Genomic DNA, 25,014 nt, shown 5'->3' on the forward strand with positions numbered 1-25,014 from the left:
CTCGTCCTCCATATCGGCCAGTGCGAGGTAAGCCGTTGGACGACAACGACTCCGGCGGTCTTTCTGCCGAACTTCAGGACGAGGTGCGGGCGGCGGCGAAAGAGGCGGTCGTCGCGTTCTATGAGGGACGACTTCAGCCGGCCACTCCATCGCCGGATGAGGTGACGCGCATGCTCAGCTGCGCAATGGTGGAAGACGTACCGGTCGAATACGGCCAATTGCTTTCCGAGGAGATGGGTTTCATCTCGCGCGACGTCGAGATACCCGCGACGGCGATCCCACCCGGGTTCACCGTTGCGATCATCGGAGCGGGTCTCTCCGGAGTTTGCATGGCGATAAAGCTCGCGGCCGCCGGTGTCAATTTTGTTGTGCTGGAAAAGAATGATGACTTAGGGGGCACCTGGCTGGAAAACGTCTATCCGGGTTGCGGAGTTGATACGCCAGGGCACCTTTACGCGTTCTCGTTTGCGCCAAACCCGGATATCACCAGTTACTTCGCCAAACGTGAAGAGGTCCAGGACTATATCCAACGAGTGGCGTCCGACTTCGACGTGAAGCGACACATCAGATTTAGTACCGAAGTCGTGCGCGCGCGCTACGAAACCGCTAGTTCAACATGGCGTGTCGATGTCAGGAACGCGAACGGGGACGACGAATCGATCACCGCCAATGTTTTGGTCAGCGCCGTAGGCATGGTGAACCGGCCGCTGATCCCGCCCATTCCGGGACTGGACCAATTCCCCGGCCCCGTCATGCACACCGCCGCATGGGACAACTCGATCGACCTGACCGGGAAACATGTCGCTGTGATCGGAACTGGTGCCAGCGCGATGCAGGTCGTCCCGTCGATCGTTGATACTGCCCGGCATGTGACGGTTTTCCAACGGTCGAAGCAATGGGCCCTGCCGCATCCCAACTACCACCGCGCGGTCAAAGAAACCGTCCGGTTTTTGATGAAAGAAGTTCCCTTCTACATTCAGTGGTATCGGCTGCGGTCGTTCTGGAACTTCAGCGACCGGCTGCACCCCGCGCTGCAGATCGATCCGGACTGGCCTCACCCCGAGCGGGCCGTCAACGAGACCAACGATCGCCATCGGATCTTTCTCACCAAGTACATCACGGAGCAGCTCGGCGACCGGACCGACTTGCTCGACGCTTGCCTCCCGGACTATCCGCCGTACGGTAAACGCCCGTTGATCGATAACCGCTGGTACAAGACGATCGTCCGCGACGACGTCACGCTGCTCACCGATGCGGCCGATCACGTCAGCGGTGAGAATGTCGTGACCCGCTCGGGCGTTGGAGTGCCATCCGACGCGATCGTTTTGGCCACGGGGTTCAAGGTTCTGCAGTTTTTGTGGCCGATGGATATCATCGGCAAGTCCGGCAGGACGCTGCGCGAGCAGTGGGGTGCCGACGATGCCCGGGCATATCTGGGCGTCACCGTGCCTGACTATCCGAACTTCTTCATCGTCAACGGCCCGAACACCAACGCAGGCCACGGCGGCAGCGCAATCCATGCCACCGAATTTCAGGTCCGCTACATCATGGCGGCGATCCGCCACCTGTTGGTCAACGAGACCGGCGCGATCGAGGTCAACCGCGAGGTGTTTGACCGTTACAACGAAGAGCTCGATGAAGCCCTGGCGCGCTGCATCTGGTCGCACCCGGGAATGACAACCTATTACCGCAATGACGCTGGGCGCGTGGTTGTGAGCAGCCCCTGGAAGTACATCGATTACTGGGAACGTATCCACGACTTCGACCCGAGTGACTATCACGAGGTGACAGCGTCGGCGGAGACTGCCGAAATCTCGGCCTAGCAGGACGATGATGCGTCGACGGCGACGGGCACCATCGTCGGCCCGATGACTTTCTCGACTAGCCTCGATGTTTCATGTCGATGTTGTTTGGTGGGTTGGCGGTGTTCGTCGGCGCTGTGGTCGCCGGCTCTCCGGGTCTTTGGTCGGTGAAGGTGCCGGGGGGTTTGTTCAGGCGGAGTCTTCGTTGTCGGCCGGTGCGGATGATGCGGCCGGCGACGGTGAGCAGGCGGAAGCGCAAGCGTTTCGGTTCCCATTTGCGTGCGGGTTGGTGCCGGTCGAAGGCCAGGGTTTGGGTCCAGGCGATCAGATCGCTGGCCAGGGCGACGATTTCGAGCCAGATCCGGTTGGCCCGGTAGCTGTGGAAGGGCAGGTTATGCAGGCCGGTGTCTTTGAGGCAGCCGATACGGTCTTCGGCGCGGGCGCGTTGCAGGTGATTGGCCAGCCGTTGTGGTGGGTCAGTCGTAGCTGAGCGCCGGGGTGGGGACGTTCACGGCGGGCGATGACTCGCATCCCGTGCGGCCATTCCTGGGGGCCGTATTTGGCCGGCGGACGGGTGGGTTTGACCGGGGTCGGCATCCACGCGGTGAGCTCGGCGACCTGTGCACCCTCACGAGGTGTGCCGTCGCTGTCGAGCGCGGCGACCCAGGCCTGCTCGGGGATCGTCTCGATCGCCGCCTGCACAGGTCCGTGAGCGGGAAATTTGATGGAGTACTGCAGTCCGGTGTCGGTGAGGTGATGCAGGAATGCTTTGGACGCCCCGCCGGCATCGGCGCGAACCAGCACCTGGCCCCGCTCGCCGGCGGGCAGTTGGTCTAACGCGGCGCCTAGCACCGTGATGTGATCAGCACTATTGAATGGCGAGGCCTTTCCCGGGCGCAGGTCCAGTGCCAGAGTCTCTCCGGTGCCGTGCTCGCCGTGGTCGACGAAGGCGCACATCGGGGCCAACCCATAGGACATCTTGTGGGTCGCCTGGGCGCCTTCCTTATCCGAATGCGCCGTCACCACGGTGGCATCGATATCGATGATGGCCTGTCCACCGTCTCGGGTCCCCGGCCTTCCCGTCAGTGGCCGGCGCCGTGACCAGACCCGGTCGCGCTGCGCACGCACGGCGGCCACATCGGCCAAACAGTCACCACCGAGCGCGACCGCGATCGCCACGTCGAGCAGCACCTTGCCCGGATCATGGCGAGCGCCGGCCGCCCGCCACGGCGCCAACGCCCTCGATAAAACAGACCGCAGCTAGGGCGTGCAAGCTTTAGTGGTCGGTGGTATGCGGCGCGCCCGCGTCGTCGACAATCGCCCAGTCACGCAACACGTCTGGCGTATCGGCTCCCACCGGCGGCGGTGGAGTCGGATGCCGGGGGACCGTCCTGCTGAACCGAGGCGCGGGCGCCGGCTGCGTCACGCCGCCCACCTCGATAAAGGTGCCGCGCGCGGCCAGGTGCGGATGGTCGGCGGCCTCGGTCAGCGATAACACCGGTGCCACACAGGCATCGCTGCCGTCGAACACCCGAGTCCACTCATCCCGGGTCCGCGTCACGAATGCTCGCGCGATCGCCTCCCGCAGACGCGGCCACGCCGAAGGGTCGTCGCGGAGCGCGGCGATATCGTCGGAAAGCCCGAGCAGGCGCATGAATTCGGCATAGAACTTTGGCTCCAGGGCGCCGACGGCCATCCATTGGTCGTCGGCGGTTCGGTAGGTGTCATACCAAGGCACCCCGGTGTCCAGGAAATTGCAACCCCGCCGATCGGTCCACCGCCCATCGGCCATGAGTCCATGTAAAAGCGCGGTCAGCGAGCTGGCGCCGTCGACGATCGCCGCATCCACGACCTGTCCGCGACCGGATCGCTCCGCCTCCCACACCGCGGCAAGCACGCCGATGACGAGAAACGTCGAACCACCACCAAAATCACCGACCAGGTTCACCGGTGGCACCGGCGCCGAGCCAGCTCGGCCGATCGATGCCAGCGCTCCGGTCAGGGCGATATAGCCGATGTCGTGGCCGGCGGTCCGCGCCAGCGGGCCCGACTGGCCCCAGCCGGTCATTCGTCCGTAGACCAGTCGCGGGTTCACGTTCCAGCAGTCGGCCGGACCCAGTCCGAGGCGTTCTGTGACACCGGGCCGGAAGCCCTCGAGCAGTACGTCGGCCTTCGCAGCCATCGACAGCACCGTGCGCACACCGTCGGAATCGCGCAAATCCACCACGATCGATCGTCGGTTGCGGCGCAGTACGTCTTTTTCCGGAGGTACAGCGCTGGCGGGCGGCCCGGGGCGTTCGACGCGGACGACGTCTGCGCCGAGGTCGGCAAGCAACATCGCCGCATACGGCCCAGGGCCTATGCCGGCGAGTTCGATGACCTTGAGCCCGTCCAGCGGGCCGCGCGAATCTACCATCCGCCTTTTGGCTTATCGAGCCTTGGGGCGCAGACCCAGCCGACGGCGCCAGTCGTGCATTTCAAGAAGTCGCAGGACCGCGCCGGTGATGCGAGCTTTACGCGCCGAGTAAGGATACCAATGCGTCTCGGTCGGCAGGAGGACCTTTTCGGTGACCACCGCCTGCTCACGACAGTACTTTCGGATCCCCTCGGCCCCGCCCATCCGGTGGCCAAGACCGGATTGCTTCCAACCGCCCATCGGCAGCGGAAACTGGAATACGTGGATCATCGCGTTGTTGACGTTGACGCCGCCCGCTTCGATCCGCCTGCCGACGCGCTCGCCGCGTTCCTTGCTGCCGGTCCAAATGCTGGCCCCCAGACCATAGGTGCTGTCGTTGGCCAGCGCGATTGCTTCGTCTTCACTGGACACCCTCATAATCGGCAGCAGCGGTCCGAACGTCTCTTCGCGCATGCAGGCCATGGTGTGGTCGACATCCACCAGTACGGTCGGCGGGTAGAACAAGCCTCGCTCGGCGCGCTTTCCCCCGGTAAGGATGCGTGCCCCGCGGGCAACCGCATCGCTGACATGGCGCTCGACAATCGCCATCTGGGCTTCATTTGCCAGCGCTCCGATGTCGGCGGAAAAGCTGCCGGCTGCATCATGGCCCTGCCGGAGCTTGTTGACCTCGTCGACAAGGCGCGATGTGAACTTGTCATATATCGAATCCTCGACATAGATCCGTTCAACCGCGACGCAGGATTGGCCCGAATTGAACAGCCCGCCCCAGATGGCCCCGCGGACGGTCCGCTCGAGCGGTGCATCGGACAGCACAATCATCGCGTCTTTGCCGCCCAACTCGAGACTGACCGGGATGAGCCGTTCCGCGCAGCGGATGCCGACCTGACGGCCGGTTTTGGTGGATCCCGTGAACTGCACCATGTCGGCGGCGTCCACAACGGCCCTGCCCGTTTCGCCTCGGCCCGTTACGCAGCCCAAAACGGGGGGAGCCCCAATTTCCTCGTTCCAGCCTCGAACGACTTCTGCCCAGCCCAGCGGAGTTTCCTCTGACGGCTTCGTGAGTACGGCGGCCCCGGCCATCAACGCCTGGGGGACATCGAGCATCGGCATCCCCAGCGGATAGTTCCACGGAGTGATCACCCCGACGAGCTCATAAGGACGGTAACGGATCCGTAGCCCCTTGGTCGCCGACGCGGGTCCGTGTGGGCGGCGGGTTTCCTCGGCCAGGAACTCGGCTCCGTGCTTGGTGTAGTAGTTGATGACCTCCATGCACACCAGGAGCTCGATCTGCGCATCCCCCCAAGATTTGCCGGCCTCGCGGTGCACCAGGCCGAGAATGCGGTCCTGGTTGTCGACGATCCAATCCAGCCATCGCCGCAGATGAACGGCGCGGCCCTCGGGTCCGAGCGCCTCCCATGCCGGCTGGGCCGCGCGAAGCTCACCGGCAACCTGTGTCACTTGCTCGGCCGGTACAGCCGGGACCACCCCGACCAACGAGCCGTCGGCCGGGTTGCGCACCTCGACAACCGAATCGCCGGAGGATTTGTCGTCACGCTCCGGTTTGGTCTTGCTCGCGGTGGTCACGGTCAGTCCTCGATCCGTATGGAGCCGGTAGGACAGGCCAGCGCCGCGTTCTCGACACTTCGCCGAAGCTCTTCGCCCGGTTCGGTATTGAGGACAGTCACAACCTCGTCGTCGTCACGAATCTCAAATACGCCCGGCGCCGCGAGCACGCATTCACCATGGAGTGCGCACGTGTCGGCGTTACGGATGACCCTCATATGTGCTGATCCCTCGGCGACCCTATGCGGGTGTGATAGTGACAGGAAGCTCGTAGACCCCGCGCGAATACGCGTCGCGAACGTACGCGATCTCGCCGGCGGGCTTGATGTCGCTTGTCCGCCGTAGCAGCTCCTCGAGCAGGATCTTGATCTCCAGCGACACCACGTGCTTGCCGATGCATTGGTGTGGTCCCCGGCCGAAGCTGACGTGCGGGTTCTTCTGGCGCGAAAGGTCGAACTTATTGGGCTCGTCGAATGCTCGTTCGTCGAAATTGCCGGCCGCGAAGAGCATCAGCACAGTGTCGCCTTCTTTGATCTGCTTGCCGTGCAGTTCGTGATCGCGGGTGGCGGTGCGCACCAGGTGCGTGAACGGGCTGGCGATCCGCACGATTTCCTGGATGGCGGCGTCGGGGATGTCATCAGCGTGGGCGCGCAGGTAGGCCATTTGCTCGGGGTTGCGCATGAGCTCGTGCATGCCGTGTGACAGCGCGGTCCGGGTGCTCTCGGCGGCTCCGCTGGCCAGCAAAGCGACATTGCCCATCAACTCGTCCTCCGACACCACCTCCAGGCCGGCTTTGACCAGCTCGGTGATGACGTCGTCGCCAGGCTCCTTGCGCTTGAGGTCGGCCAGTTCGACCGAGTAGTTCAGGATGCCCATGATCGCGTTGAGGACGTATTCGAAGGAGGGGGTGATGCGGGTGTCGAACGGTGCGGCGAAGGTATCGACCCACTCGAAGAACTTTGCACGATCACCCCGGGGGACACCAAGCACGTCGCCGAGTGCCTCCATCGGCATGGTGTGGCCGATATCGGTGACGAAGTTGAAGGTCCCTTTCTCCAGTGCTGCGTCGACGATGTTCGCCGCGTAGCCGCGGAACTTCGCCTCAAGGCTCTTGGCGAACTTCGGGGTAAACGCCCGGGCCATGACGCCACGCTGGGCGCGGTGTTTGGCGCCGTCCATGGTCAGCATCGCGGGTTTTCCGCCGACCTTGGGGTCCAAGGGGGTGACCTTCCACATGTTCACACCACCGCGGTCGGCCGCGTACAACCCTGGGTTTCGGTCGACGGCCCAGATGTCAGCGTTGCGGCTGACCACCCACGCTCGTTCAATGAGCATGGGGTCGTCGAATTCCTGGAGGTAGCACGGCTCGTTGTCGCGAAGGTACTTATATTGCTCGAGCGGCAGGCCGAACGTCGTGGGATCGCCGTTGGCGTAGGTGTCGGCGTCAAGTACCCGCAAGCTCGGCGTAGCTGTCGTCATCTGTTGACTCCTAATCAAGAAATAGAGGCCCAGGGGCCCATACGCCCATCCGCCCCCTCGGATTATGAGCTAAGCAGTCTCAATTATGGTTCTTCGACGCAGAAAGTGTCAAGCGTCATACATGGGCCTCATGGTGTCAACCGTCGTACGTCAGCGGGCCGGGCGCAGGCCGAATGTGGAGGAGATAATGTCACGCTGGATCTCGTTGGTCCCGGCGTAGATCGTGGGGGCAATACTTAGCCGCAGGTGTCGCTGCATGTCGAATTCGGTGCTGTAACCATAGCCGCCCATCATTTGAACGCCTTCCAGCGCAACTTTTTTCGCCGTCTCGGTTACCTTGACCTTCGACATCGACGTCGCGCGAACCCAGTCCTCGGGCGTGCCGATCTGATGTTCGATGTGGTGCACGGTCGCGTACGTGAGCGCCCGTGCGGCTTCGATCTCTATGGCCAGGTCCGCGATGCGATGCCGCAGGGCCTGGAATGAACCGATTCGGGAGCCGAATTGTTCTCGCTCAGTGACGTAGGCGAGCAGGTCGTCGAAGGCGCGCTGGGCCATGCCCAGCCCTTGGGCCGCGCAAACGAGCCGCTCGCCGTTAAGCCCCGCCATTATCTGTTTCCACGCGTTGCCCTCGGTTCCCACCACGGCCGTTTCAGGCACGAAGGCATCGCTGAAGAAGAGATCGTTGACCTCGCTACCGCCCATGGTTTTGATCGGGCGGATCTGCAGGCCGCGCACGTCGGCGGGCACCTCTAGCAGCGTCAGCCCGTCGTGCGGCCTCGCGCCGCGCGACGTGCGCACGACCACGAGGATTGTCGTAGCGAATTGCGCGTCGGAGCACCAGGTCTTCTGTCCGTGGATGCGCCAGCCGCCCCTGGTCTTCTCGGCTTTGCAGCTTATTGCCGCCGCATCTGATCCGGCGCCGGGCTCGGAGATGCTGATCGACATCACGTCGCCCGAGCAAATCGAGCCCAGTGCGGCCTTCTTTTGCTCCTCGGTGGCGAATCTCTTGTAGATGCCGGCCACGGTGTGCGAGGTGCCGGCTCCATGGACCGGTGCGAGCCCCCTCCACAGTTGCTCGAACAAGATGACTTGCTCGGTGAGGCCGCCGCCGCTGCCGCCGTACTCCTCAGGAATGGATACGCCGAGATAGCCGACCTCTGCTAGCTTCCGATACAGCCCTGCGTGATGTTGCTCGGCGCCGTTGTTGGTCAGTGCATCGCGCTGCTCACGGGTGCCGCATTCTTTGCGGCAGAACGCGGCAACGGCAAGGGCGAAGTCCCGTTGCTCCTCGGTAAGTCCCACCGCGTCCATTCCAGCTCCTCGTTAGAACGCCTGCTCGCGCCGGCGAAAGCACGTGCACGAAATCGTCGTAATTATTTCGAGTCGGCCCGTCTCAAATGCTAGGCACGAGCTCCGCGGCCGGTCAACATCGTGGTGAGCAGGCCATTGCCGTGGTATCGACGCAGCGCTCACCGACGTGGCCGGCAGCCGGGGACCTGGCGGCGCACGGCGCCGGGGCGCGGGAGAGATAACGACCGTTTACGATTTGACGGAGCGCGCTGATAGAGTTTGTTCAGACTTACCGAAGGAGCGCCATGGGTTATTCGCTGCCGCAAGAGACAGCGATGCGAGGTCCGTTCACGCCGATGCGATTCGAGGCGACCGTCGAAGAGTGCATCGTCAGTCAGGGCGAGATCCCCAAAGATCTCGCCGGTGGCTACTATCGCGTAGGGCCGACCTGGAAGCGTCCGACCAAGCAGGGCACGAACCCCTTGCTGAGCATGGACGGCATGGTCCAGGCGATCACGTTCGAAAACGGGCGCGCTGACTTCCGGAACCGTTGGGTCCGGACGCCGAAGTACCTGTTGGAGGAGAAACACCAGCGCGGGATGTTCGCCTGGACCGACGGTGGTTTCCACGATTGGCGGGACTTCGCCTACGGGGACGTCGAACGCGATAGCTTCAACCGCTACACCCCCCAAGGTGTGAATAACATCAACGTCTTCCCGTTCGGGGGGCACATGGTCGTATCCGGCGAGCAGGGTGGCGCACCGATCGCCATCGACCCGATCACGTTGGAAACCAAGGGCGTTGTGGAATGGTCGCCGGCGCTGTCGCCGGGACTGCACCAGCCGGTAGCCTTCGGCGACTGCGCCTTTGCCGCCCACCCGAAATGGGACCATGACACAGGGGTCCTTTACGGCTGGACATACCGGGACACTCCGCCTTTCGTCACCTTGCACACGGTTCACCCTGACGGTCGCGTCGACTCCCGGGAGTTGTGGGATGCGCCATATAACACGGTGGCGCATGACATCTGGCTCACCCCGGAATGGATCGTGATGCCGTTTCAGCCCTTCACCGTGAGCAAGGAGCGCATCGCCAAGGGGCTCGGCATCTGGGGCTGGGAAACCGATCTGCCAATTGTGCTGGCGCTCATCCCGCGCGACGACACGGAAGGCGACATCCGCTGGATCACCACGGACCTGCCCGTGCAGTACGTGATGCACACGATGCAGGCCAACGTGCGTGACGGCAAGTTGCTGTTGGACGCGCCGATATTCAACCGGCCGCCGTTCCCGTTCGAGCAGGACTTTTCCGAGGGCGACGAAGTCGCGCTGTTCTTCTCGATCGCCTCGAGCACCCTGGGTCGCTGGACGGTCGACCTCGCCACCGGCGACACCACGAGCGAGCAACTTTCGGACCGGCCAAGTGAACTGCCGAAGGTCGACGAGCGATATTTCGGCAAGGGCTACCGATGGGGCTACCAGGTGGGCGGCGTGGTCAAGCGCAACGGCATGTCCATGAACAGCCTGGTGGCGACCGATATGGAGAGCCTGTCCGAACAGGTGTACCAGATCCGAGCCGGGGAGCCGGCCGCGGTGCTGGAGGCCAGCTTCGCGCCACGGCACAAGGATTCGCCGGAGGGTGACGGATACGTCATCGTCCCGGTTTCCTGGTGGGCCGAGAAACGCGGCGAATACCTCATTTTCGACACCGACGACATCACCAAGGGCCCGATCTGCACGATCGAGCTGCCGTTTGCGTTCGGGTGGACCCCGCACGGTCACTGGATGGACTTTCGGTAAGTGAGCGTTTCGTTGGCTCGGTCGGTTTTCACCGAGGAGCAGGAGCGTTTCCGAGAGGTGGTGCGCCGGTTCCTGAACGACTACGTGGTACCGGACTATCCGACATGGTTGGTCGAGGGAAAGCCATCGCGAAAGTTCTGGCGAGCCGCCTCCGACGTCGGCATCCTCGGGATCGGGGTACCAGAGGAGTTCGGGGGTCTGCCCGGTTCGGACTACCGGCATAGCGCTGTCGTGACCGAGGAAATCCAGGCATTGGGCCTGGCCATCGGCGGTTTGCGGGTGCAGACCGATATCTGTCTGCCCTACCTGCTGCACTATGGCTCCCCCGAACAGCGGGCTACCTGGTTGCCGCGGATGGTATCGGGTGACGTCGTTGTCGCGCTCGGACTGTCCGAGCCGGGGGCCGGGTCGGATCTCAAGGCGATGTCGACTCGCGCTCGCCGATGCGGAGACCACTACGTGGTGGACGGTGCCAAGACGTTCATTTCCAACGGGGCCGCCGCCGACCTGGTGATCCTGGCGGTCAAGACCGACCCGGACGCGGGCCGGCGTGGCATTAGCCTGCTGCTGGTCGACACCGCGACACCGGGCTTCGAGCGCGGTCGCAAATTGGACAAGCTGGGCCTTCACGCCCAGGATTTGGCCGAGATCGCGTTTACCGACATGAGGGTCCCCGCCGAAAACCTCCTCGGCGAGGAGAACGATGGATTCACCTACCTGACGTCGAATCTCGCGCAGGAACGCTTGTCGATTGCGGTGAATTCGCAGGCCGCAGCGGTCGCAGCGCTTTCTTGGGCAGTTGAGGATCACCAACGTGGCGGCAGCGCGAGCCAGGAGGTCAAGTTCACGCTATCGCAGTGCGCGGCGGAGGTGGCCGCCGGTCAGTCACTCATCGACCAGGCGTTGGCGCGCCACGTCGAGGGGCGACTCAGCGGCAGCGATGCGGCAATCGCCAAGCTGTATTGCACCGAGCTGCAGGGCAGGGTGGTGGACCGATGCCTGGCGCTCATGCCCCCGTCGACCGCGCTGCGGGGCGATTCCCGGTTGGGCAACGCCTATCTCGATGGCCGGGTGAGCCGCATCTTTGGGGGGTCCAGCGAAATCATGAAGGTGATCATCGGACAAAGCCTCGGTCTATGAGAGGCTGCTAACGTGACGCGCGACGAAAAGATCCTGTCGGCAGCCGAGAAGCTGTTCTTCGAGCGCAGTTTCGACGGGGTGGGCGTGGACGAGATCGGTAAAGTCGCCGGCACCACCGGGTCGGCGATCTATCGCCACTTCCCCAGTAAGGACGCGATCTTGGCGGCCCTGTTCGACAAGACTCTCGATACGATTCTGGTGCGTCTCGGAGAGCCCGACGAGGATCCCACCGCCGAGCTGAACAAACTTGTTCGCGCGTTCGTGGGTCTGGCCAAGAGCCACGAGCGGTTGGTGGCGATCTGGCTGCGCGAGCAGCGCTCACTTGCCGAGCGGTACCGCCGGGAACACGACCGCCGGCACCGCCGGATCAATCAGCGGTGGATCGATTGCCTGAAGCGGTGCTACCCCGACCGTCCGACCGACGAGATCGTCACCACCACACGGGGTATCCAACTATTGCTGTTGTCCGAGTCGCTGCGGCCGCCAGGGGGGCGGCGTGCCAAGCAGGCCGAGGAACTGCTGGCCCAGCTGGCGTTGGCGGCGGTTCGAGCGTTGGAGCCCGAGTCGGTCGCTAACCGGTAACAAATTTCAACAGCGCGGCTTCGAAAGGCTCTGGCGCCTCCAGCATCGGGTAATGCCCGCAGTCATTGATCTCAACCAGCGTGGCTTTGTGGAGTTGCTGCTGTAGCCAGCGTGCGCCCTTAGCCGAGTTCACCGGGTCGGCGGTGCCGATGACCTGCAACACTGGCTGGGCGACGCGTGGAATGTCGGCGAGCAAATCGGTCAACAGCAGGGATTGGTAGCAGGCTATTGCGGCCCAAGAAGGCATCCGAAGCGAGCAGCGCACCAGCCAATCGACCGTCCTCGGATCAGGTTCGTGTGCAAATGCCGTCGCAATCGTGCGGTACCTGGCGCCAAGCCGGTTTGTGTGCTCGTCGGCCAGCATGCCTTCCAGCAGCGGCCCGGGTGGCCCACCGAATGGGAAGGCTTCGCTGCGGCTGGCGCGGACACCGTTTGAACCGACCAGTACCAGTCGAGCGACGAGTTCGGGCGCCGTCGCGGCGGCGCGAAAGGCCACCTGCCCGCCGAATGAGTGGCCAACCACCGTCACGCTCTCAACTTCGAGCCGCCGGAGCGCGGCTACGAGATCGGCCGCGAGGCGGTCGATCTCGTAGCCGTGTAGCGGTTTGTCCGAGAACCCGTGGCCGCGCTGGTCCACGCACAAGACGCGAAGTCCGTGCTCGGTGAACAAACGGACCTGGCGATCCCACAACTCGTGGTCGAGGCCGAAACCCGAAATCAGCACCACAGCAGGGCCATCTCCGAGGTCCTGCACATGAATCCGTACCCCATCACCGATGTCGACGAAAGCCACTTCAGGTATCACCTTCGATCATGTAGATTACGCGCAGATTTATGAGTCGATAAATCTTAATATTACGGGGGAAGGCCACATGGACACCAGCCTCGAAACCCTATCCGTAGGCTCCGCCGGCGACGGCGTCTGCGAGATCTCGCTTATTCGCCCAAATTTGTTGAACCGATTCGACAATCAGGCACAGATCGAACTGGCAGCGACACTCGAAGGTCTTGCCAACAATGTTGACGTGCGCGCGATCGTGCTGGGCTCCACCGGAAAGGCATTCTCTGCCGGCGGAGACTTCGCATTGATGCAAGCCGCCCACGATGACGCCGATTCACGACGCGAGACCGTCGAAGCCGGGTTAAGAATCCTGAAATCTTTTCGCGCCCTGCCCCAGCCCGTCATTGCGGCGGTGCAAGGTCCGGCGATTGGACTGGGCGCAACAGTGGCACTGATGTGCGATGTCGTGGTGGCGGCGCGGACGGCGAAATTGGCCGACACGCACGTGCAGGTCGGTCTCGTGGCCGGCGACGGCGGTTGTCTGGTGTGGCCGCAGGCGGTCGGCATGCTTCGAGCCCGGCGTCACTTGCTTACCGGTGATGCGCTTGACGCGGCCACGGCTTACCAGCTCGGCCTGGTGACCGACATCGTCGACGAGCCTGACGATGTACTACCGTTGGCCCGTCAAATCGCAAGGCGCATAGCGGCTCTGGCCCCGCTGGCCGTCCAGGGCACCAAACGGGCACTGAACCATGTGACTTCGCTGAGGGCCGCAGAGGTGGTCGAGCTGGCCTTCGAACTCGAAGAGAAGACTCTGACCAGCGACGACCTGCTCGAGGGTATCGCGGCGTTCAAGGAAGGCCGCGCCGCCAACTTCGTCGGTCGATGAGGAACTCGTGACGACGCATTCGGTTAACAGGGTTGCCGCGATCGGATTGGGCGTCTTGGGGGCCGGATTCGCAGGCAGTGCGGCGGCGCATGCCGACGATCCTCCCTTCCGCATCCTGAGTTCGCAGGACCCCTGTAATTTGACCTGGCGGACTCGGAAGCGATGCCTGATCCGTCCAACCCGTCGGAACCCGACGACCCGTTGAGCGACGTGATCATTCCCGACTGTCATGTTCCGGGGCGGGTAGGCAGCCAGTAGCGGACACCGTTAACAAACGACCGTTAAGCAGCCCGTCGGATACCGATCCGTGGGGCTTGACAATCTTCCAGAAATTTGTTGATGTCCAGGGACATAGACGTGTTTTGACCGGTCGCCTCGATACAAAGGAAGACAGATGCGTGCGTTCACTTCGGCGAGCTGGGCATTAGAACGCTCCTGCGAACGCAGTCGCAGAGCGATCGGTCAGCGCGCTGCCCGCCGGCGCGGCCGCAAAGGACCTCAGGCATGAAGCGGCGCACCTTTGCGGCCGCCGTGATCGTCGGTTTCATTGCCCTTGGCGGAGCGGCGGAGACGCTCGCGCCTCGCGCTCACGCCAAACCTGCGCCCGAGGTGGAGTACATGTACAACGTGGCGGTGCGGCGCCACTACAACTTTCCGAACAACGACGCCATCGGCTATGGATACGGGATCTGTGACAAGGTGACGTCGGGCATGAGCTACGCCCAGGTGATGGGTGATGTCAAAAATGATGTGACACCCAACGACGAGTTCGCGGCCAATTACCTGGTGTCGTACGCCGTCGATCTGTTGTGTCCCGCCCAGATCCCACAGCTGCGGAACTCCGCGCAGGGCTACCGGCCGCCGCCAGGCCAGGAGTACTTCGGCAGTCCCGGCGCCGAATGAGGGTGTCCCGACCGCCGGGCGGGCTCCGTTTACGGCATCGTGTAGCCGCCGCTGACCGAGATGAGCTGGCCGGTCACCTGCCGCGCCGCCGTCGGTGAACACAACCATGCGGTAGCCCGGCCGATGTCCTCTGCGGTAGTCAGGCGGCGCAGCGGGGTTCCCCTGACCATGAAGTCGATTTGGTCCTGGTTGAAGACATTGTCCTGGCCGACGGCCCACAGGCTCGATTCTCCGATCGCTTCCGGGCCCTCGGGAATCACCAGCCCAGGGCAGATGACGTTGGACCTGATCCCATGACGGCCGTGCTCGCGCGCAACGGTGCGGGCCAGGGCCACCACCGCGGCCTTTGAGGCGCCGTAGACGCCTTGACGGATCTGTCCGAATGCGGCATCGCTAGCGATGAACGCGATTGCGCCCCCGCCTGCCTCCTTCATCGGACCGATCGCTGCCTGGGTGGCGGCGATCGCGGTGAACAGATTGATTTCGATGGTGCGCTGCCATTTGTCACGATCGGTGTCGGTGGCGATGAATCCGGGCACGCTCCAGCCCGCGTTGTTGACCAGAACGTCGATGCCGCCCCAATTCTGCACGGCAGTGCCGATCGCGGTGTCGGCGCCGCCGGGGGTTGTCAGATCGGCTATCGCGAGTTCCACGCTTGCAGCGCCCCTGGCCTCGGCTTCGCCGCGAACTTTCTCCGCCTGCGGCCTATCGATGTCGCTGATCACGATCCGGGCGCGTTCGGCCGCAAACATGTGGACCACGCCGCGCCCGATGTTGGACGCGCCGCCGGTAACGACTACTCGTGCGTCGGCCAGTCCAAGGTCCATAGTCCGCTCCCGGTCGTGGGCGGTTGTTGTTACCGCCGCTATGCTAGTTTAACGTGGATTAGAAACAATGACCGCAGGTTGGAGAGAGGGCTGGCTGATGGGTGAGTCGCTGCGTGACCAGCGCGTCACCCTCGGCGCCGGCGTAGGTCGGGATATCGGACTCGCCGAGATACATGATCGGCCCAATCCTCCGAGGCGGGGGCGAATCGGATGACGCTCGTGCTGCGCCACGTCGCCGATGGCATCGGGACGATCACGCTCAATCGGCCCGAGCAGATGAACGCCCTGACGGTCGCGCTCGGTGGTGAACTGGAACGGGCAATCCTCGAGCTGGGCGGTGATCCCGGGGTGAACGTCGTCGTCATCCGGGGCGCAGGGGGAAACTTCTGTGCGGGAGGCGATTTCAACGAAGTTGAGCTATTGCGGGCAAACGGTCCCGACGCGCTGCGCCCTCTATTTGTTTCGTTCCGCCGCGCCTGCGACGCCATTGCCCGCGTCGAGGTCCCGGTAGTTGCCGCAGTCCAGGGCGTCGCAGCGGCCGGCGGATTCGAGCTCATGCAGGCCAGCGACATCGTGCTGGTCAGCGATGACGCCAAGATTGCCGACAACCACATCAGATTTGGGATGATCCCGGGCGGGGGCAGCACCCAGCGGTTGAGCCGTCTGGTTGGTCGCCAAGAGGCGCTGGGGCTACTGTTATCCGGCGACCGGATGTCCGGCGCCGACGCGGTACGTCGCGGACTGGCCTATCGAAGTTTTCCGGCGACCGAGTTCGAAGCCGCCATCCACCGGTTCGCCACCGATCTGGCCAGCCGGAACCGGCAGGCCGTGATTTCCATCAAGCGGCTGGTGTATACCAGCCTCGAGGCATCGCTGCCCATCGGGTTAGCAGACGAAATCGATTGCGTAGTCGAACATATCTGCGGTCGCGCCGGTCAGAATGGTGTGACCGCCTTTCGGCAGCGAGGAGCCGATTGATGAGTATTGCAGGGACCGGCGCACCTGTCGCGCTCGACGTCGCGGACGGCGTCGGCCGGCTGCGCTTGAACCGCCCCGAGGCATCCAACGGGATGAACGTCGAATTCCTCAAGTCGCTGCATGAGGCGGCACTGGCATGTCATGCGGATCCGGCCGTTCGGGTCGTGCTCCTGACCGGCGAAGGCCGAAACTTCTGCGCAGGCGGCGACATCCATACCTTCGAGTCAAAGGGAGCGGACCTTCCGGAGTATCTGCGCGAGGCCACCGCGTGGTTGCAGTTGGCCACCGCCGCGTTGATACAGCTCCGCGCGCCGGTGGTGGCGGCGGTTCAGGGCTTCGCCGCGGGCGGCGGCGGACTGGGATTGGTGTGCGCATCCGATATCGTCGTCGCGGCACGGACGGCGAAATTCTTCTCGGGGGCGGTTCGGGTCGGTATGGCACCCGACGGCGGCTCGTCGGTCACGCTGACCCAGCTGGTCGGCCTGCGTCAGGCGCTGCGGATCCTGTTGACCAACCCGACGCTGAGCGCCGCGGAGGCGCTGCAGATCGGACTGGTCACCGAGGTTGTCGATGACGCCGAACTGTCCGGCCGCGCAGAGCAAGTGGCGGCCGAACTGGCTGCGATGCCACCTCGGGCGTTGTCGGCTACCAAGCGGTTGGTCTGGAGCGGGTTGGGGGCCTCGGTAGAACAGCGATTGGCCGAAGAGGCGCGAACCGTATCCGAGTTATCCGGAACCGCCGATGCACTTGAGGGCCTGAGGGCCGTCATCGAACGCCGACCCCCGATGTTTACGGGGCAATGACCACCGCCTCCGTGCTGGTCGAGGACCGTGGAGCGGTGCGAATCGTCACGCTCAACCGACCCGAGAAGCGCAACGCGATAGACATTCCGGTCCGGCTCGAGCTTGCCGGCGCGATCGAATGCGCCGGCGCGGACGACTCGATCAGGGCGATCATACTCACCGGCGCCGGCCGAGCGTTCTGCTCGGGCGGTGACATCACCTCAATGGAGCGAATGTCGCCCGAGCGGGCGATGGAGCGGACACAATTGGCGCAGAGGGTGATCCGGGCGATCTGGGGAGCCGGCAAGCCCGTTCTCGCCGCGGTGGAGGGTAGCGCCTACGGTGCGGGTGCCGCACTCGCCGCCGCGTGTGATCGCGTCGTTGCCGCGCGCGACGCACGCTTCGCGACGACATTCACCAACGTCGGGTTGGCGGGCGACATGGGCACGTTCGCCTCCCTGCCGGCGCGGGTAGGAATCGCTCGTGCGCGCCAGATGTTGATGATGCCTGCTCCCATCGACGCGTCGAGGGCTTTTGAGATAGGACTCGTCGACGCTCTCGCCGAGCCCGGTTCGGCGTTAACCGCCGCGCTGACCGACGCCGAGAGGCTGGCCGCCGGTCCCACGCGGGCTTATGGGGTCATCAAGTCACTGTTGGCCGCCGGTCCCGCGCTCAATCCACTCGAACTCCTCGACGTCGAGGCGAAACACCAGGCTCAACTGTTCGACAGTGACGATTTCGCAGAGGGAATCGCGGCCTTCCGCGAGAAGCGACGCCCGCGGTTCGGGGCAGTCCCCACATGACCGCGAAACTGCATGCGCGCCGCGATCGGTCGTATCTGAGCGCCGATACGAGCGTCAGGCTGGACGAGCGCACCGTCGGTGCGTTGCTGGCAGATCGGGCTCGCACGCACGGCGACGTCACAGCCCTGGTGGGCCTTGCCCACGATGACGGGTCGCAGCTGCGTTTGACCTACCGCGAGCTTTTCGAGGAAGCCTGCCGGGTAGCCACCGCACTGGCACGTCTGGCCGAGCCGGGCGACTACGTGGCGCTCTGGGCGCCGAACGTGGTGGAGTGGCCGATCATTCAGTACGGCGCGGCACTCGCCGGTGTCATCCTCGTCGCATTGAACCCGGCGCTTCGTCGTGCCGAGCTGGAATACGCCCTGCAGCATTGCCGGCCCAGGGTGCTGATCCACGCGGACCGTAGCCGTAACTACGACACGGCAGCCGTAGTCAGCGAAGTCGATACGCGCTCCCTCGGTGTGCGCACCATCAGCCTGTCTACCCGTGCAGAGTGGCGGAGCGAAGCCATCGACGCCGCGGTCATCCGCGGAGCGCCGTCGGACTCCGAGCAACCGGTGATGCTGCAGTACACCTCGGGAACCACCGGCACACCCAAAGGGGTGCTGCTACGCCACCGTTCGCTGGTCAACGTCGCCAGATTGACCATGGAGGCTGCCGGCATCCCGGCGGGTGCGGTCACCATGAACCCCTTGCCGATGTTCCACACCGGCGGCTGCGTGACGTGCACCCTTGGCCCGCTGTGGATCGGCGGCACCGAGGTGTTGGTAGAGCGGTTCGAGCCCACTGCTGTGCTCACCGCAATGCACCGTGAACACGTCACGGTGCTGTTCTTCGTTCCTACAATGCTGTCGGCTCTCGTTGCGGCGCAGCGCGATTCCGCGGACCCGGCGCCGCGACTGTCGATCTGTCTGGGTGGCGCGTCCACGGTTTCCGCCGAGCTCATCGAGGCCGCCGAGTCCACGTTCGGGGCGAACGTGCTCAAAGTGTTCGGCCAGACCGAACTGTCGCCGGTGCTGACCGTTACCCGGCCCGGCGACAACCGCGCCGACCGATTGGGCACCGTGGGCCGGCCGCTCCCCCAGGTTGACTGCAAAGTTGTGGACCCGGCCACTGGCACGGTCGTGCCCGTGGGCCAGCCGGGGGAGATCTGCGCCCGCGGCTATCAGCAGATGATCGGCTACCTCCACGACCCCGCCGCCACCGCGGCCACCGTGGATGGTGACGGGTTCGTGCACACTGGAGACCTTGGTGTGATGGACGAACGCGGCTACCTGACCCTTACGGGTCGGCTCAAAGAGCTGATCATCCGCGGCGGCGAGAACATCGCTCCCGCCGAGGTGGAGGCGTGCGTGGCCGAGCATGAGGTCGTCGCCGAAGCCTGCGCCGTCGGCCTCCCCGACGATCGGCTGGGCGAGATCGTGGCAGTGGTGGTGGTGGCGCATCGTCCCCTCGTTCCCGATACGGTCGACCAATTGCGCGCCCACGCCCGCAAACACTTGACGCCGCACAAGGTTCCGCAGCGCTGGTTCGCCGCCGACGAATTGCCCAAGACGCCGACCGGGAAAGTACGAAGGTTCGCGATTCGCGAACTGATCGCGCAGGGCAGCGTGCGCGAATTATTTCGAGAGGAGTCCCGCCAGTGACCTCGCTCATCGAGCCGGCCGCCACCACGCGCAGCGGCTATGACCACCTGATCAGACGAGACAAGGTGCACGGGTCCATGTACACCGACCCGGCCATCTTCGTCGAAGAACTGCGCAGAATTTGGTACCGCACTTGGGTTTTCATCGGCCACGAAAGCGAAGTACCTCAGCCCAACGACTATGTGCGCAAGCGGCTCGGGTTGCAAGACGTGATCTTGACTCGCGATCGTGACGGTGAGCTGCACCTGCTGCTCAACCGTTGCGCGCACCGCGGCAATCAGATCTGCGATGAGGGCCAGGGCAACTCGTCCACATTTCGCTGTCCATACCACGGCTGGACGTTCCGCAACACCGGCGAACTCGTCGGATTCCCGTTCTTCAAGGGCTACGGCCAGCGAAAGTTGGAACTCAATCTGGGGCGGGTTCCCCGGGTGGATACCTACCAAGGGTTCGTGTTCGCCAGCTTCGCCGCGGACGGCCCCGGACTGGTCGATCACCTCGGGGCGGCGGCGGGCGAGATCGACCGGCTGGTCCGACTGTCACCGGAAGGAAAGGTGCAGCTCACCGCGGGATGGCTGCAGCACCAGACCCGGGCGAACTGGAAGCTTCTGGTGGAGAACGAAACCGATGGTTACCACCCCCAGTTTGTGCACGGCTCGATCTTCGGCGTCACAGGAAGCCCGATCGGTGCCCTCTACAGCGACACTTCCACGGCGGTCACGCGAGACTTGGGCCAGGGTCATAGCGAAAACGACCTGCGCCCGGAATTCCGGAAGTTTGCCGAGCCGATGCGGTGGTTCGGTACCACCGAGGCGCGGGTGCCCGAGTATGTCGCGGCGATGCGCAAGCGCTACGGCGAGGACGCCGAGAAAATCATGATCGAAGGCGCCCCGCACGTGATGATCTTCCCAAACTTGTTTATCGCCGAAATCCAAGTCTTCAACATCCAGCCGGTCGCCGTCGGCGAGTGCATCCAGTACTCCACGGCAATCCAGATGGCAGGTGCGCCAGAGCTCAACCAACGCATGGTGTCGCAGTGCATGGGCTCGGTGGGACCCGCCGGAATGCTATTGGCCGACGACACCGAGATGTACGAACGCAACCAGCTCGGGCTAGAGTGCCTGACGCCGGAATGGCTGGACATCCGGCGCGGGCTGAATCGCGAACGCGTCGATGAGAACGGTTTCACCGTCGGTGGAGCCACCGATGAAACAGGCATGCGGAGTTTCTGGTCGCGTTACAAGACGCTGATGGAGGCCGAATCGTGACCAGCACGGTTGACAGCCCGGCCACTCTGGGCCCAGTGCCCGACGGCTTCGACAGTGGCGAGGTGCAGCAGTTCCTCTACCGCGAAGCCCGGTATGCCGACGAATCCGACTACGACGCCTGGGAGGCGTTGTGGACCGAAGACGCCCTGTACTGGGTTCCCGTGGGCACGACCGACGACCCATCGCGCACGATGTCGGTGATTTATGACAACCGCAGCCGCATTGCCACCAGGCTGAAGCAGTTCCGCACCGGCAAGCGCTACGCGCAGGCGCCACCGTCAAACCTCAGGCGAGTGCTGTCTAACATCGAATTTTTGGGTGGCCGAGCCAATTCCAGTGGTGGGGTCGACCTGGAGGTAGCGGCGAACTTCATCGTGCTGGAGTCTCGCGCGCGCGGCAACAACCTGTGGGCCGGTCGGGCCACCTACCGTCTCCGACGCCAGGACGGCGACTTGCGTCTGGCGTACAAGAAGGTCGTGCTCGTGAACAATGACCAGCCCATCCCGACTCTGGGCTTTCTCATCTGACGTGCGATGACCATTGAATTCGGTGGCGGCGATTCCGTGCACTTGCCTAAGGTGGGCCCGGTCATCCGCAATGAATTCGCCCAAGTCTCAGTCAATTTCGACACTTCCGGCAATTCCGCACGGCTTAGGTTGGAAGATCTTCGCTCCGGTCGTGTCCGCTACCTTGACGCGCTGGAACTGGAGACGATCATCTGGCTTTCCGACGAGCGGCTGACCGCTCTGCTCGATCCCTCCGCCGGACGCTGGCGGGGCGATACATGAGGCGCGCTGCCATAGTCAGCCCGGTTCGAACCGCCGTCGGGACCTTCGGCGGAAGTCTGCGGCCGCTGCGGGCCGAAGACCTCGCCGCCACGGTGATCGCGGCGGTCGTCGACCGCAGTGCCGTGGACCCGACAGCCATCGAAGACGTCGTACTCGCCCAGTCTTACGCCAACTCCGAGGCACCGTGCATCGGACGCTGGGCTGCCCTGCACGCGGGCCTTCCGATCAGCGTCCCCGGATCGCAGATCGATCGGCGCTGCGGCGGCGGCCTGCAAGCCGTCGTCACCGCAGCAATGATGGTGCAGACGGGAGCGGCCGACGTCGTGCTGGCAGGCGGTGTCGAATCGATGAGCAATATCGAGCACTACACCACGACCGCGCGGTGGGGCTCGCGCTCCGGCAACCAGATGCTGTACGACCGGCTCGACCGGGGTCGCGAACTGTCACAGCCGGTCTGGCGATTCGGGCGGATCAGCGGCATGATCGAGACGGCCGAAAACCTGGCCTCCGAGTACGGGATCGACCGCGAGGCCGCCGACAGTTTCGCCGCTCGCAGCCACCAGCGTGCCGCGGCGGCACAGCGCGCGGGGCGATTCGACGACGAGATCGTTCCCGTGCTGGTGCCGCAGCGCAAAGGCGAAGCCGTGCAGTTCGATCGGGATGAAGGCATCCGTCCTGACACCACCCCTGAAACGCTGCGTCGGCTGCGCCCGCTGATGAACGACGGCACCGTCACCGCGGGCAACTCGAGTCAGCAGAATGACGCGGCTGCCGCGTGCCTAGTGGTGGCCGAGGATCGGCTCGACGATCTCGACATGGAGCCGCTAGGTTACCTGGAAGGCTGGGCGGCGGTCGGTTGCGAGCCTTCGCGGATGGGGATCGGACCTGTCGGTGCGGTCGAGAAGCTATTGGGCCGAACGAGCTTGGCGCTCGACGACATGGATCTGATTGAGATCAACGAGGCGTTTGCGGTGCAGGTGCTCGCGGTGCTTGCGGGTTGGGGCGTCAAGCTGGATGACGTCGAGGACAGGCTCAATGTCAACGGTTCCGGCATCTCCTTGGGCCATCCCATCGGAGCGACCGGTGTGCGGATCCTGGTCACGATGCTGCATGAGCTACGCCGCCGCGGCGGAGGCCTGGCGCTGGAGACAATGTGCGTCGGAGGCGGGCAGGGCGTGGCCGCAATTTTCCGCGGAGCCACCTAAATATCCCAGGTGCCATTTGTTGCCAAGGCAAACACTGCGAACGATGACAGCGAGTTCGAACGGACTCGCACGCGGATACTCGACGCCGCCGAGTCCATGTACCGCGGAGTCAGCGACATGCGTCGGCGACCGCAACAGACGCTGGACGCGCTGCCCGCCGACACGTCTCCGATGGACCGGATCGGGGACCGCTGTTGAGACACATCTCCGGAACGAGCTGCAGTTCTCCGACCACTGCACCGCCTCCATCCGGAATTCGGGTCAGCTCCCCGAGATGCTGAGCAAACGACAGACTGCTGGTCCTCGGAGCTTTGAACTGGGTCGCCGAATGCCGGCGCGGCGCCGCTGGTGAACGACGTTCCCGGGGCGTTACCGGGCAGAATGCGAATTCAGTCGCGGGGGGCGGAGGCGAACCGGCCCGCATCCAGGGTATCGAGCAGCTGACCGACGATCCACTCCAAGGCGGCCTTGTCGGGTGGCAGCGTCGCCTGCTCGTAGCCGACGAGCAGGTACACGGCCCAGTCGGCAAATAGCTGCGCCTGCCGATCGTCCCGCAAGATCTCCAGCGCGGACTCGCGCAGGATCTGGTGTCGCTCGTTGTCGACCTCAACCTGAACCGTGTGCACATCGGAGTCCGCGCTGCTCCACGCGCGGATCGCCGCTTCAGCGCGGTGCGGCAAGTTCAAACCGATATCGATGATTCTGTCGATGCGTCGGCGGGGATCGGGTTCTGTCCGGATCCATTCCACCAGCCTTACGGTGTTGGCCTGCCGCCAGTGCTCGACCAATTCTTTCGTGTACGTGCGCCAGTTGTCGAAGTAGTGATAGAAGGAACCGGTGGTGACGCCGAGCCGGTTGCACACCTCGGCCAACTTGAGCCCGCCATAACCGCGGTCGGAGAGCACGTCGAGGCCCGTTTCCAAGTACGCCACGCGGGACACGCCGCTCACCATGCCCGGGACTCTAGTTGGTGACAGCCGAGCGGGACGTCCTCCCGTCACAAACACCGATATCTCGCCCGATCCGTGGCCCCTGACGCGTCAGGCTCGGAGGTCACAGGTCCAAGCGGCACACCCCAGGATTTTAAAATCGCTTAAACTCAGTTGGCCGCGCAATGACGACAGTGAAGGAATAGAAGTGCCCGGACTGCAAGACAAGGTCGTGATCGTCACCGGAGCCGGAGGGGGGCTGGGTCGGTCCTATGCGAAGTTTCTTGCCGCCAACGGCGCCCTCGTTGTCGTCAACGACCTCGGCGGAGCCCGAGACGGCTCCGGATCGGGTACCAGCATGGCAGACGCGGTCGTCGCTGAAATCCGCGATGACGGCGGCCACGCAGTGGCCGACTACTCCAGCGTGGCCACTCGGGAAGGCGCCGAGGCGATTGTGGCCACCGCGCTCGAGCACTTTGGAGCCGTGCATGGTGTGGTAAACAACGCGGGCATTCTGCGTGACGGTGCGTTCCACAAGATGGCCGACGAGAACTGGGATGCCGTCATCAAGGTCCATCTCTACGGCGGCTATTACGTGACTCGCGCGGTGTGGCCCCACTTGCGTGAGCAAAAGTTCGGGCGCCTCGTGATGGCGACGTCGACCAGCGGGATCTACGGCAATTTCGGCCAGGCCAACTACGGGGCCGCCAAGCTGGGATTGGTCGGCCTGGTCAACACCCTGGCGATCGAAGGTGCCAAGTGCGGGATTACGGCGAATGCGGTTGCCCCGATGGCGGCCACCCGTATGACTGCGGATATCGCGCCGCAGGAGGTCCTGGACAAGCTGGACCCGGAGCACGTCGCGCCGGCCGTCGGTTACCTGCTCTCCGAAGAGAACCAGGAGTCCGGCTCGGTGTTCGTCGTCGGTGGTGGGCTGGTGCAGCGGGTGGCCCAGTTCCAGAACAACGGTGTCACGTTCAACACACCGCCGAGTCTGGGAGAGATCACCGAGCGTTGGGCAGAAATCAGCGACATGTCGGACGCGAAGCTCGGCACCAATCCGGTGGGATAGCAACGCCCACGATCCAAGCTCAACGAGCGGCTCATATCGGTAAGGCGCCGACGACGCGGTCGCCCGGGC

General features: G+C 64.1%; 23 protein-coding genes and 1 pseudogene. 15 read left to right on the forward strand and 9 right to left on the reverse strand.

Annotated elements, in window-relative coordinates; translation table 11 throughout:
- The first annotated feature begins 35 nt into the window (after positions 1-35).
- Positions 36-1,823, forward strand: coding sequence for a flavin-containing monooxygenase (locus tag AWC19_RS16370; RefSeq protein WP_245849043.1), 1,788 nt, complete (start codon positions 36-38; stop codon positions 1,821-1,823).
- Positions 1,824-1,881: 58 nt separating this feature from the next.
- Here AWC19_RS16370 and AWC19_RS16380 read toward each other — a convergent pair.
- The 6 genes and pseudogenes from AWC19_RS16380 to AWC19_RS16405 all read right to left on the reverse strand — a co-directional run.
- Positions 1,882-3,062: pseudogene (locus AWC19_RS16380) on the reverse strand (IS1380 family transposase); the annotation flags it as partial.
- A gap of 16 nt (positions 3,063-3,078) precedes the next feature.
- Entirely contained in the window at positions 3,079-4,218 is a 1,140-nt protein-coding gene (locus tag AWC19_RS16385; protein ID WP_085079106.1) for a CaiB/BaiF CoA transferase family protein, read from the reverse strand.
- Positions 4,219-4,230: 12 nt separating this feature from the next.
- The gene (locus tag AWC19_RS16390; RefSeq protein ID WP_142281246.1) at positions 4,231-5,802 is read right to left on the reverse strand and encodes an aldehyde dehydrogenase family protein; all 1,572 of its coding nucleotides are present in this window, start codon (positions 5,800-5,802) and stop codon (positions 4,231-4,233) included.
- 2 nt (positions 5,803-5,804) lie between these two features.
- A complete protein-coding gene (locus tag AWC19_RS16395; protein WP_085079108.1) occupies positions 5,805-5,999 on the reverse strand; it encodes a ferredoxin in 195 nt (64 codons plus the stop codon).
- A 22-nt stretch (positions 6,000-6,021) separates the two neighbouring features.
- Positions 6,022-7,260: a cytochrome P450 gene (locus AWC19_RS16400; RefSeq protein ID WP_085079109.1), complete on the reverse strand. Its 1,239-nt coding sequence runs from the start codon at positions 7,258-7,260 to the stop codon at positions 6,022-6,024.
- Between the two features lie 150 nt (positions 7,261-7,410).
- On the reverse strand, positions 7,411-8,574 hold the full coding sequence (locus AWC19_RS16405; protein ID WP_085079110.1) for an acyl-CoA dehydrogenase family protein: 1,164 nt from the start codon (positions 8,572-8,574) through the stop codon (positions 7,411-7,413).
- A gap of 284 nt (positions 8,575-8,858) precedes the next feature.
- Between AWC19_RS16405 and AWC19_RS16410 the strand changes: the two genes are divergently transcribed.
- From AWC19_RS16410 to AWC19_RS16420, 3 genes are read left to right on the forward strand one after another with little or no spacing between them, the layout of a single operon-like run.
- Positions 8,859-10,352, forward strand: a complete 1,494-nt coding sequence (locus AWC19_RS16410; protein WP_085079111.1) for a carotenoid oxygenase family protein — start codon at positions 8,859-8,861, stop codon at positions 10,350-10,352.
- On the forward strand, positions 10,353-11,492 hold the full coding sequence (locus AWC19_RS16415; protein ID WP_211284939.1) for an acyl-CoA dehydrogenase family protein: 1,140 nt from the start codon (positions 10,353-10,355) through the stop codon (positions 11,490-11,492).
- Between the two features lie 12 nt (positions 11,493-11,504).
- The gene (locus tag AWC19_RS16420) at positions 11,505-12,074 is read left to right on the forward strand and encodes a TetR/AcrR family transcriptional regulator (RefSeq protein ID WP_085079112.1); all 570 of its coding nucleotides are present in this window, start codon (positions 11,505-11,507) and stop codon (positions 12,072-12,074) included.
- Here AWC19_RS16420 and AWC19_RS16425 read toward each other — a convergent pair.
- Positions 12,064-12,867, reverse strand: a complete 804-nt coding sequence (locus tag AWC19_RS16425) for an alpha/beta fold hydrolase (RefSeq protein WP_085079113.1) — start codon at positions 12,865-12,867, stop codon at positions 12,064-12,066. The two genes, AWC19_RS16420 and AWC19_RS16425, sit on opposite strands and share 11 nt — an antisense overlap.
- On the opposite strand from AWC19_RS16425, the gene AWC19_RS16430 reads away from it, so the two are divergent.
- Together AWC19_RS16430 and AWC19_RS16435 are read left to right on the forward strand one after the other, a co-directional pair.
- Entirely contained in the window at positions 12,851-13,744 is an 894-nt protein-coding gene (locus AWC19_RS16430) for an enoyl-CoA hydratase/isomerase family protein (RefSeq protein WP_245849046.1), read from the forward strand. The genes AWC19_RS16425 and AWC19_RS16430 overlap by 17 nt on opposite strands.
- A 504-nt stretch (positions 13,745-14,248) precedes the next feature.
- Positions 14,249-14,647: a DUF732 domain-containing protein gene (locus AWC19_RS16435; RefSeq protein WP_085079115.1), complete on the forward strand. Its 399-nt coding sequence runs from the start codon at positions 14,249-14,251 to the stop codon at positions 14,645-14,647.
- A gap of 29 nt (positions 14,648-14,676) precedes the next feature.
- On the opposite strand, the gene AWC19_RS16440 is transcribed toward AWC19_RS16435, so the two are convergent.
- Entirely contained in the window at positions 14,677-15,474 is a 798-nt protein-coding gene (locus tag AWC19_RS16440; RefSeq protein WP_085079116.1) for an SDR family NAD(P)-dependent oxidoreductase, read from the reverse strand.
- Positions 15,475-15,684: 210 nt separating this feature from the next.
- On the opposite strand from AWC19_RS16440, the gene AWC19_RS16445 reads away from it, so the two are divergent.
- The 8 genes from AWC19_RS16445 to AWC19_RS16480 all read left to right on the forward strand — a co-directional run bounded on the left by AWC19_RS16445 (position 15,685) and on the right by AWC19_RS16480 (position 22,944).
- Positions 15,685-16,452, forward strand: a complete 768-nt coding sequence (locus tag AWC19_RS16445; RefSeq protein WP_085079117.1) for an enoyl-CoA hydratase/isomerase family protein — start codon at positions 15,685-15,687, stop codon at positions 16,450-16,452.
- Positions 16,452-17,255 carry an enoyl-CoA hydratase/isomerase family protein gene (locus AWC19_RS16450; RefSeq protein WP_085079118.1) on the forward strand — a complete coding sequence of 268 codons (804 nt, stop codon included), beginning with the start codon at positions 16,452-16,454 and terminating at the stop codon, positions 17,253-17,255. Before AWC19_RS16445 ends, AWC19_RS16450 begins: the two co-directional genes overlap by 1 nt.
- Entirely contained in the window at positions 17,252-18,037 is a 786-nt protein-coding gene (locus AWC19_RS16455; protein ID WP_085079119.1) for an enoyl-CoA hydratase/isomerase family protein, read from the forward strand. The genes AWC19_RS16450 and AWC19_RS16455 overlap by 4 nt, the downstream gene beginning before the upstream one ends.
- Positions 18,034-19,683 carry a class I adenylate-forming enzyme family protein gene (locus AWC19_RS16460; protein WP_085079120.1) on the forward strand — a complete coding sequence of 550 codons (1,650 nt, stop codon included), beginning with the start codon at positions 18,034-18,036 and terminating at the stop codon, positions 19,681-19,683. Before AWC19_RS16455 ends, AWC19_RS16460 begins: the two co-directional genes overlap by 4 nt.
- A 77-nt stretch (positions 19,684-19,760) precedes the next feature.
- Positions 19,761-20,951 carry an aromatic ring-hydroxylating oxygenase subunit alpha gene (locus AWC19_RS16465; protein WP_211284940.1) on the forward strand — a complete coding sequence of 397 codons (1,191 nt, stop codon included), beginning with the start codon at positions 19,761-19,763 and terminating at the stop codon, positions 20,949-20,951.
- A complete protein-coding gene (locus AWC19_RS16470) occupies positions 20,948-21,478 on the forward strand; it encodes an aromatic-ring-hydroxylating dioxygenase subunit beta (protein WP_085079122.1) in 531 nt (176 codons plus the stop codon). The genes AWC19_RS16465 and AWC19_RS16470 overlap by 4 nt, the downstream gene beginning before the upstream one ends.
- A 6-nt stretch (positions 21,479-21,484) precedes the next feature.
- Complete coding sequence (locus AWC19_RS16475; protein WP_085079123.1) at positions 21,485-21,739, forward strand: hypothetical protein; 255 nt, start codon at positions 21,485-21,487, stop codon at positions 21,737-21,739.
- Positions 21,736-22,944: an acetyl-CoA C-acetyltransferase gene (locus AWC19_RS16480; protein ID WP_085079124.1), complete on the forward strand. Its 1,209-nt coding sequence runs from the start codon at positions 21,736-21,738 to the stop codon at positions 22,942-22,944. Before AWC19_RS16475 ends, AWC19_RS16480 begins: the two co-directional genes overlap by 4 nt.
- 389 nt (positions 22,945-23,333) lie before the next feature.
- Here the strand turns inward: AWC19_RS16480 and AWC19_RS16485 are convergent, their stop codons facing one another.
- Entirely contained in the window at positions 23,334-23,897 is a 564-nt protein-coding gene (locus tag AWC19_RS16485; protein ID WP_085079125.1) for a TetR/AcrR family transcriptional regulator, read from the reverse strand.
- 184 nt (positions 23,898-24,081) lie between these two features.
- Here AWC19_RS16485 and AWC19_RS16490 point away from each other — a divergent pair, with 184 nt between their 5' ends.
- The gene (locus AWC19_RS16490; protein ID WP_085079126.1) at positions 24,082-24,945 is read left to right on the forward strand and encodes an SDR family oxidoreductase; all 864 of its coding nucleotides are present in this window, start codon (positions 24,082-24,084) and stop codon (positions 24,943-24,945) included.
- Positions 24,946-25,014 lie beyond the last annotated feature (69 nt).

This window comes from Mycobacterium palustre (assembly GCF_002101785.1).
Lineage (GTDB): Bacteria > Actinomycetota > Actinomycetes > Mycobacteriales > Mycobacteriaceae > Mycobacterium > Mycobacterium palustre.

What these genes read in the sequence shown, in the direction of transcription:
- AWC19_RS16395 (WP_085079108.1), bottom strand. Translation starts at nt 5,999, where the DNA reads ATGAGGGTCATCCGTAACGCCGACACGTGCGCACTCCATGGTGAATGC.
- AWC19_RS16440 (WP_085079116.1), bottom strand. Translation starts at nt 15,474, where the DNA reads ATGGACCTTGGACTGGCCGACGCACGAGTAGTCGTTACCGGCGGCGCG.
- AWC19_RS16385 (WP_085079106.1), bottom strand. Translation starts at nt 4,218, where the DNA reads ATGGTAGATTCGCGCGGCCCGCTGGACGGGCTCAAGGTCATCGAACTC.
- AWC19_RS16455 (WP_085079119.1), top strand. Translation starts at nt 17,252, where the DNA reads ATGACCACCGCCTCCGTGCTGGTCGAGGACCGTGGAGCGGTGCGAATC.
- AWC19_RS16410 (WP_085079111.1), top strand. Translation starts at nt 8,859, where the DNA reads ATGGGTTATTCGCTGCCGCAAGAGACAGCGATGCGAGGTCCGTTCACG.
- AWC19_RS16475 (WP_085079123.1), top strand. Translation starts at nt 21,485, where the DNA reads ATGACCATTGAATTCGGTGGCGGCGATTCCGTGCACTTGCCTAAGGTG.
- AWC19_RS16405 (WP_085079110.1), bottom strand. Translation starts at nt 8,574, where the DNA reads ATGGACGCGGTGGGACTTACCGAGGAGCAACGGGACTTCGCCCTTGCC.
- AWC19_RS16400 (WP_085079109.1), bottom strand. Translation starts at nt 7,260, where the DNA reads ATGACGACAGCTACGCCGAGCTTGCGGGTACTTGACGCCGACACCTAC.
- AWC19_RS16430 (WP_245849046.1), top strand. Translation starts at nt 12,851, where the DNA reads ATGTCGACGAAAGCCACTTCAGGTATCACCTTCGATCATGTAGATTAC.
- AWC19_RS16485 (WP_085079125.1), bottom strand. Translation starts at nt 23,897, where the DNA reads ATGGTGAGCGGCGTGTCCCGCGTGGCGTACTTGGAAACGGGCCTCGAC.
- AWC19_RS16445 (WP_085079117.1), top strand. Translation starts at nt 15,685, where the DNA reads ATGACGCTCGTGCTGCGCCACGTCGCCGATGGCATCGGGACGATCACG.
- AWC19_RS16460 (WP_085079120.1), top strand. Translation starts at nt 18,034, where the DNA reads ATGACCGCGAAACTGCATGCGCGCCGCGATCGGTCGTATCTGAGCGCC.
- AWC19_RS16450 (WP_085079118.1), top strand. Translation starts at nt 16,452, where the DNA reads ATGAGTATTGCAGGGACCGGCGCACCTGTCGCGCTCGACGTCGCGGAC.
- AWC19_RS16465 (WP_211284940.1), top strand. Translation starts at nt 19,761, where the DNA reads ATGTACACCGACCCGGCCATCTTCGTCGAAGAACTGCGCAGAATTTGG.
- AWC19_RS16435 (WP_085079115.1), top strand. Translation starts at nt 14,249, where the DNA reads ATGAAGCGGCGCACCTTTGCGGCCGCCGTGATCGTCGGTTTCATTGCC.
- AWC19_RS16480 (WP_085079124.1), top strand. Translation starts at nt 21,736, where the DNA reads ATGAGGCGCGCTGCCATAGTCAGCCCGGTTCGAACCGCCGTCGGGACC.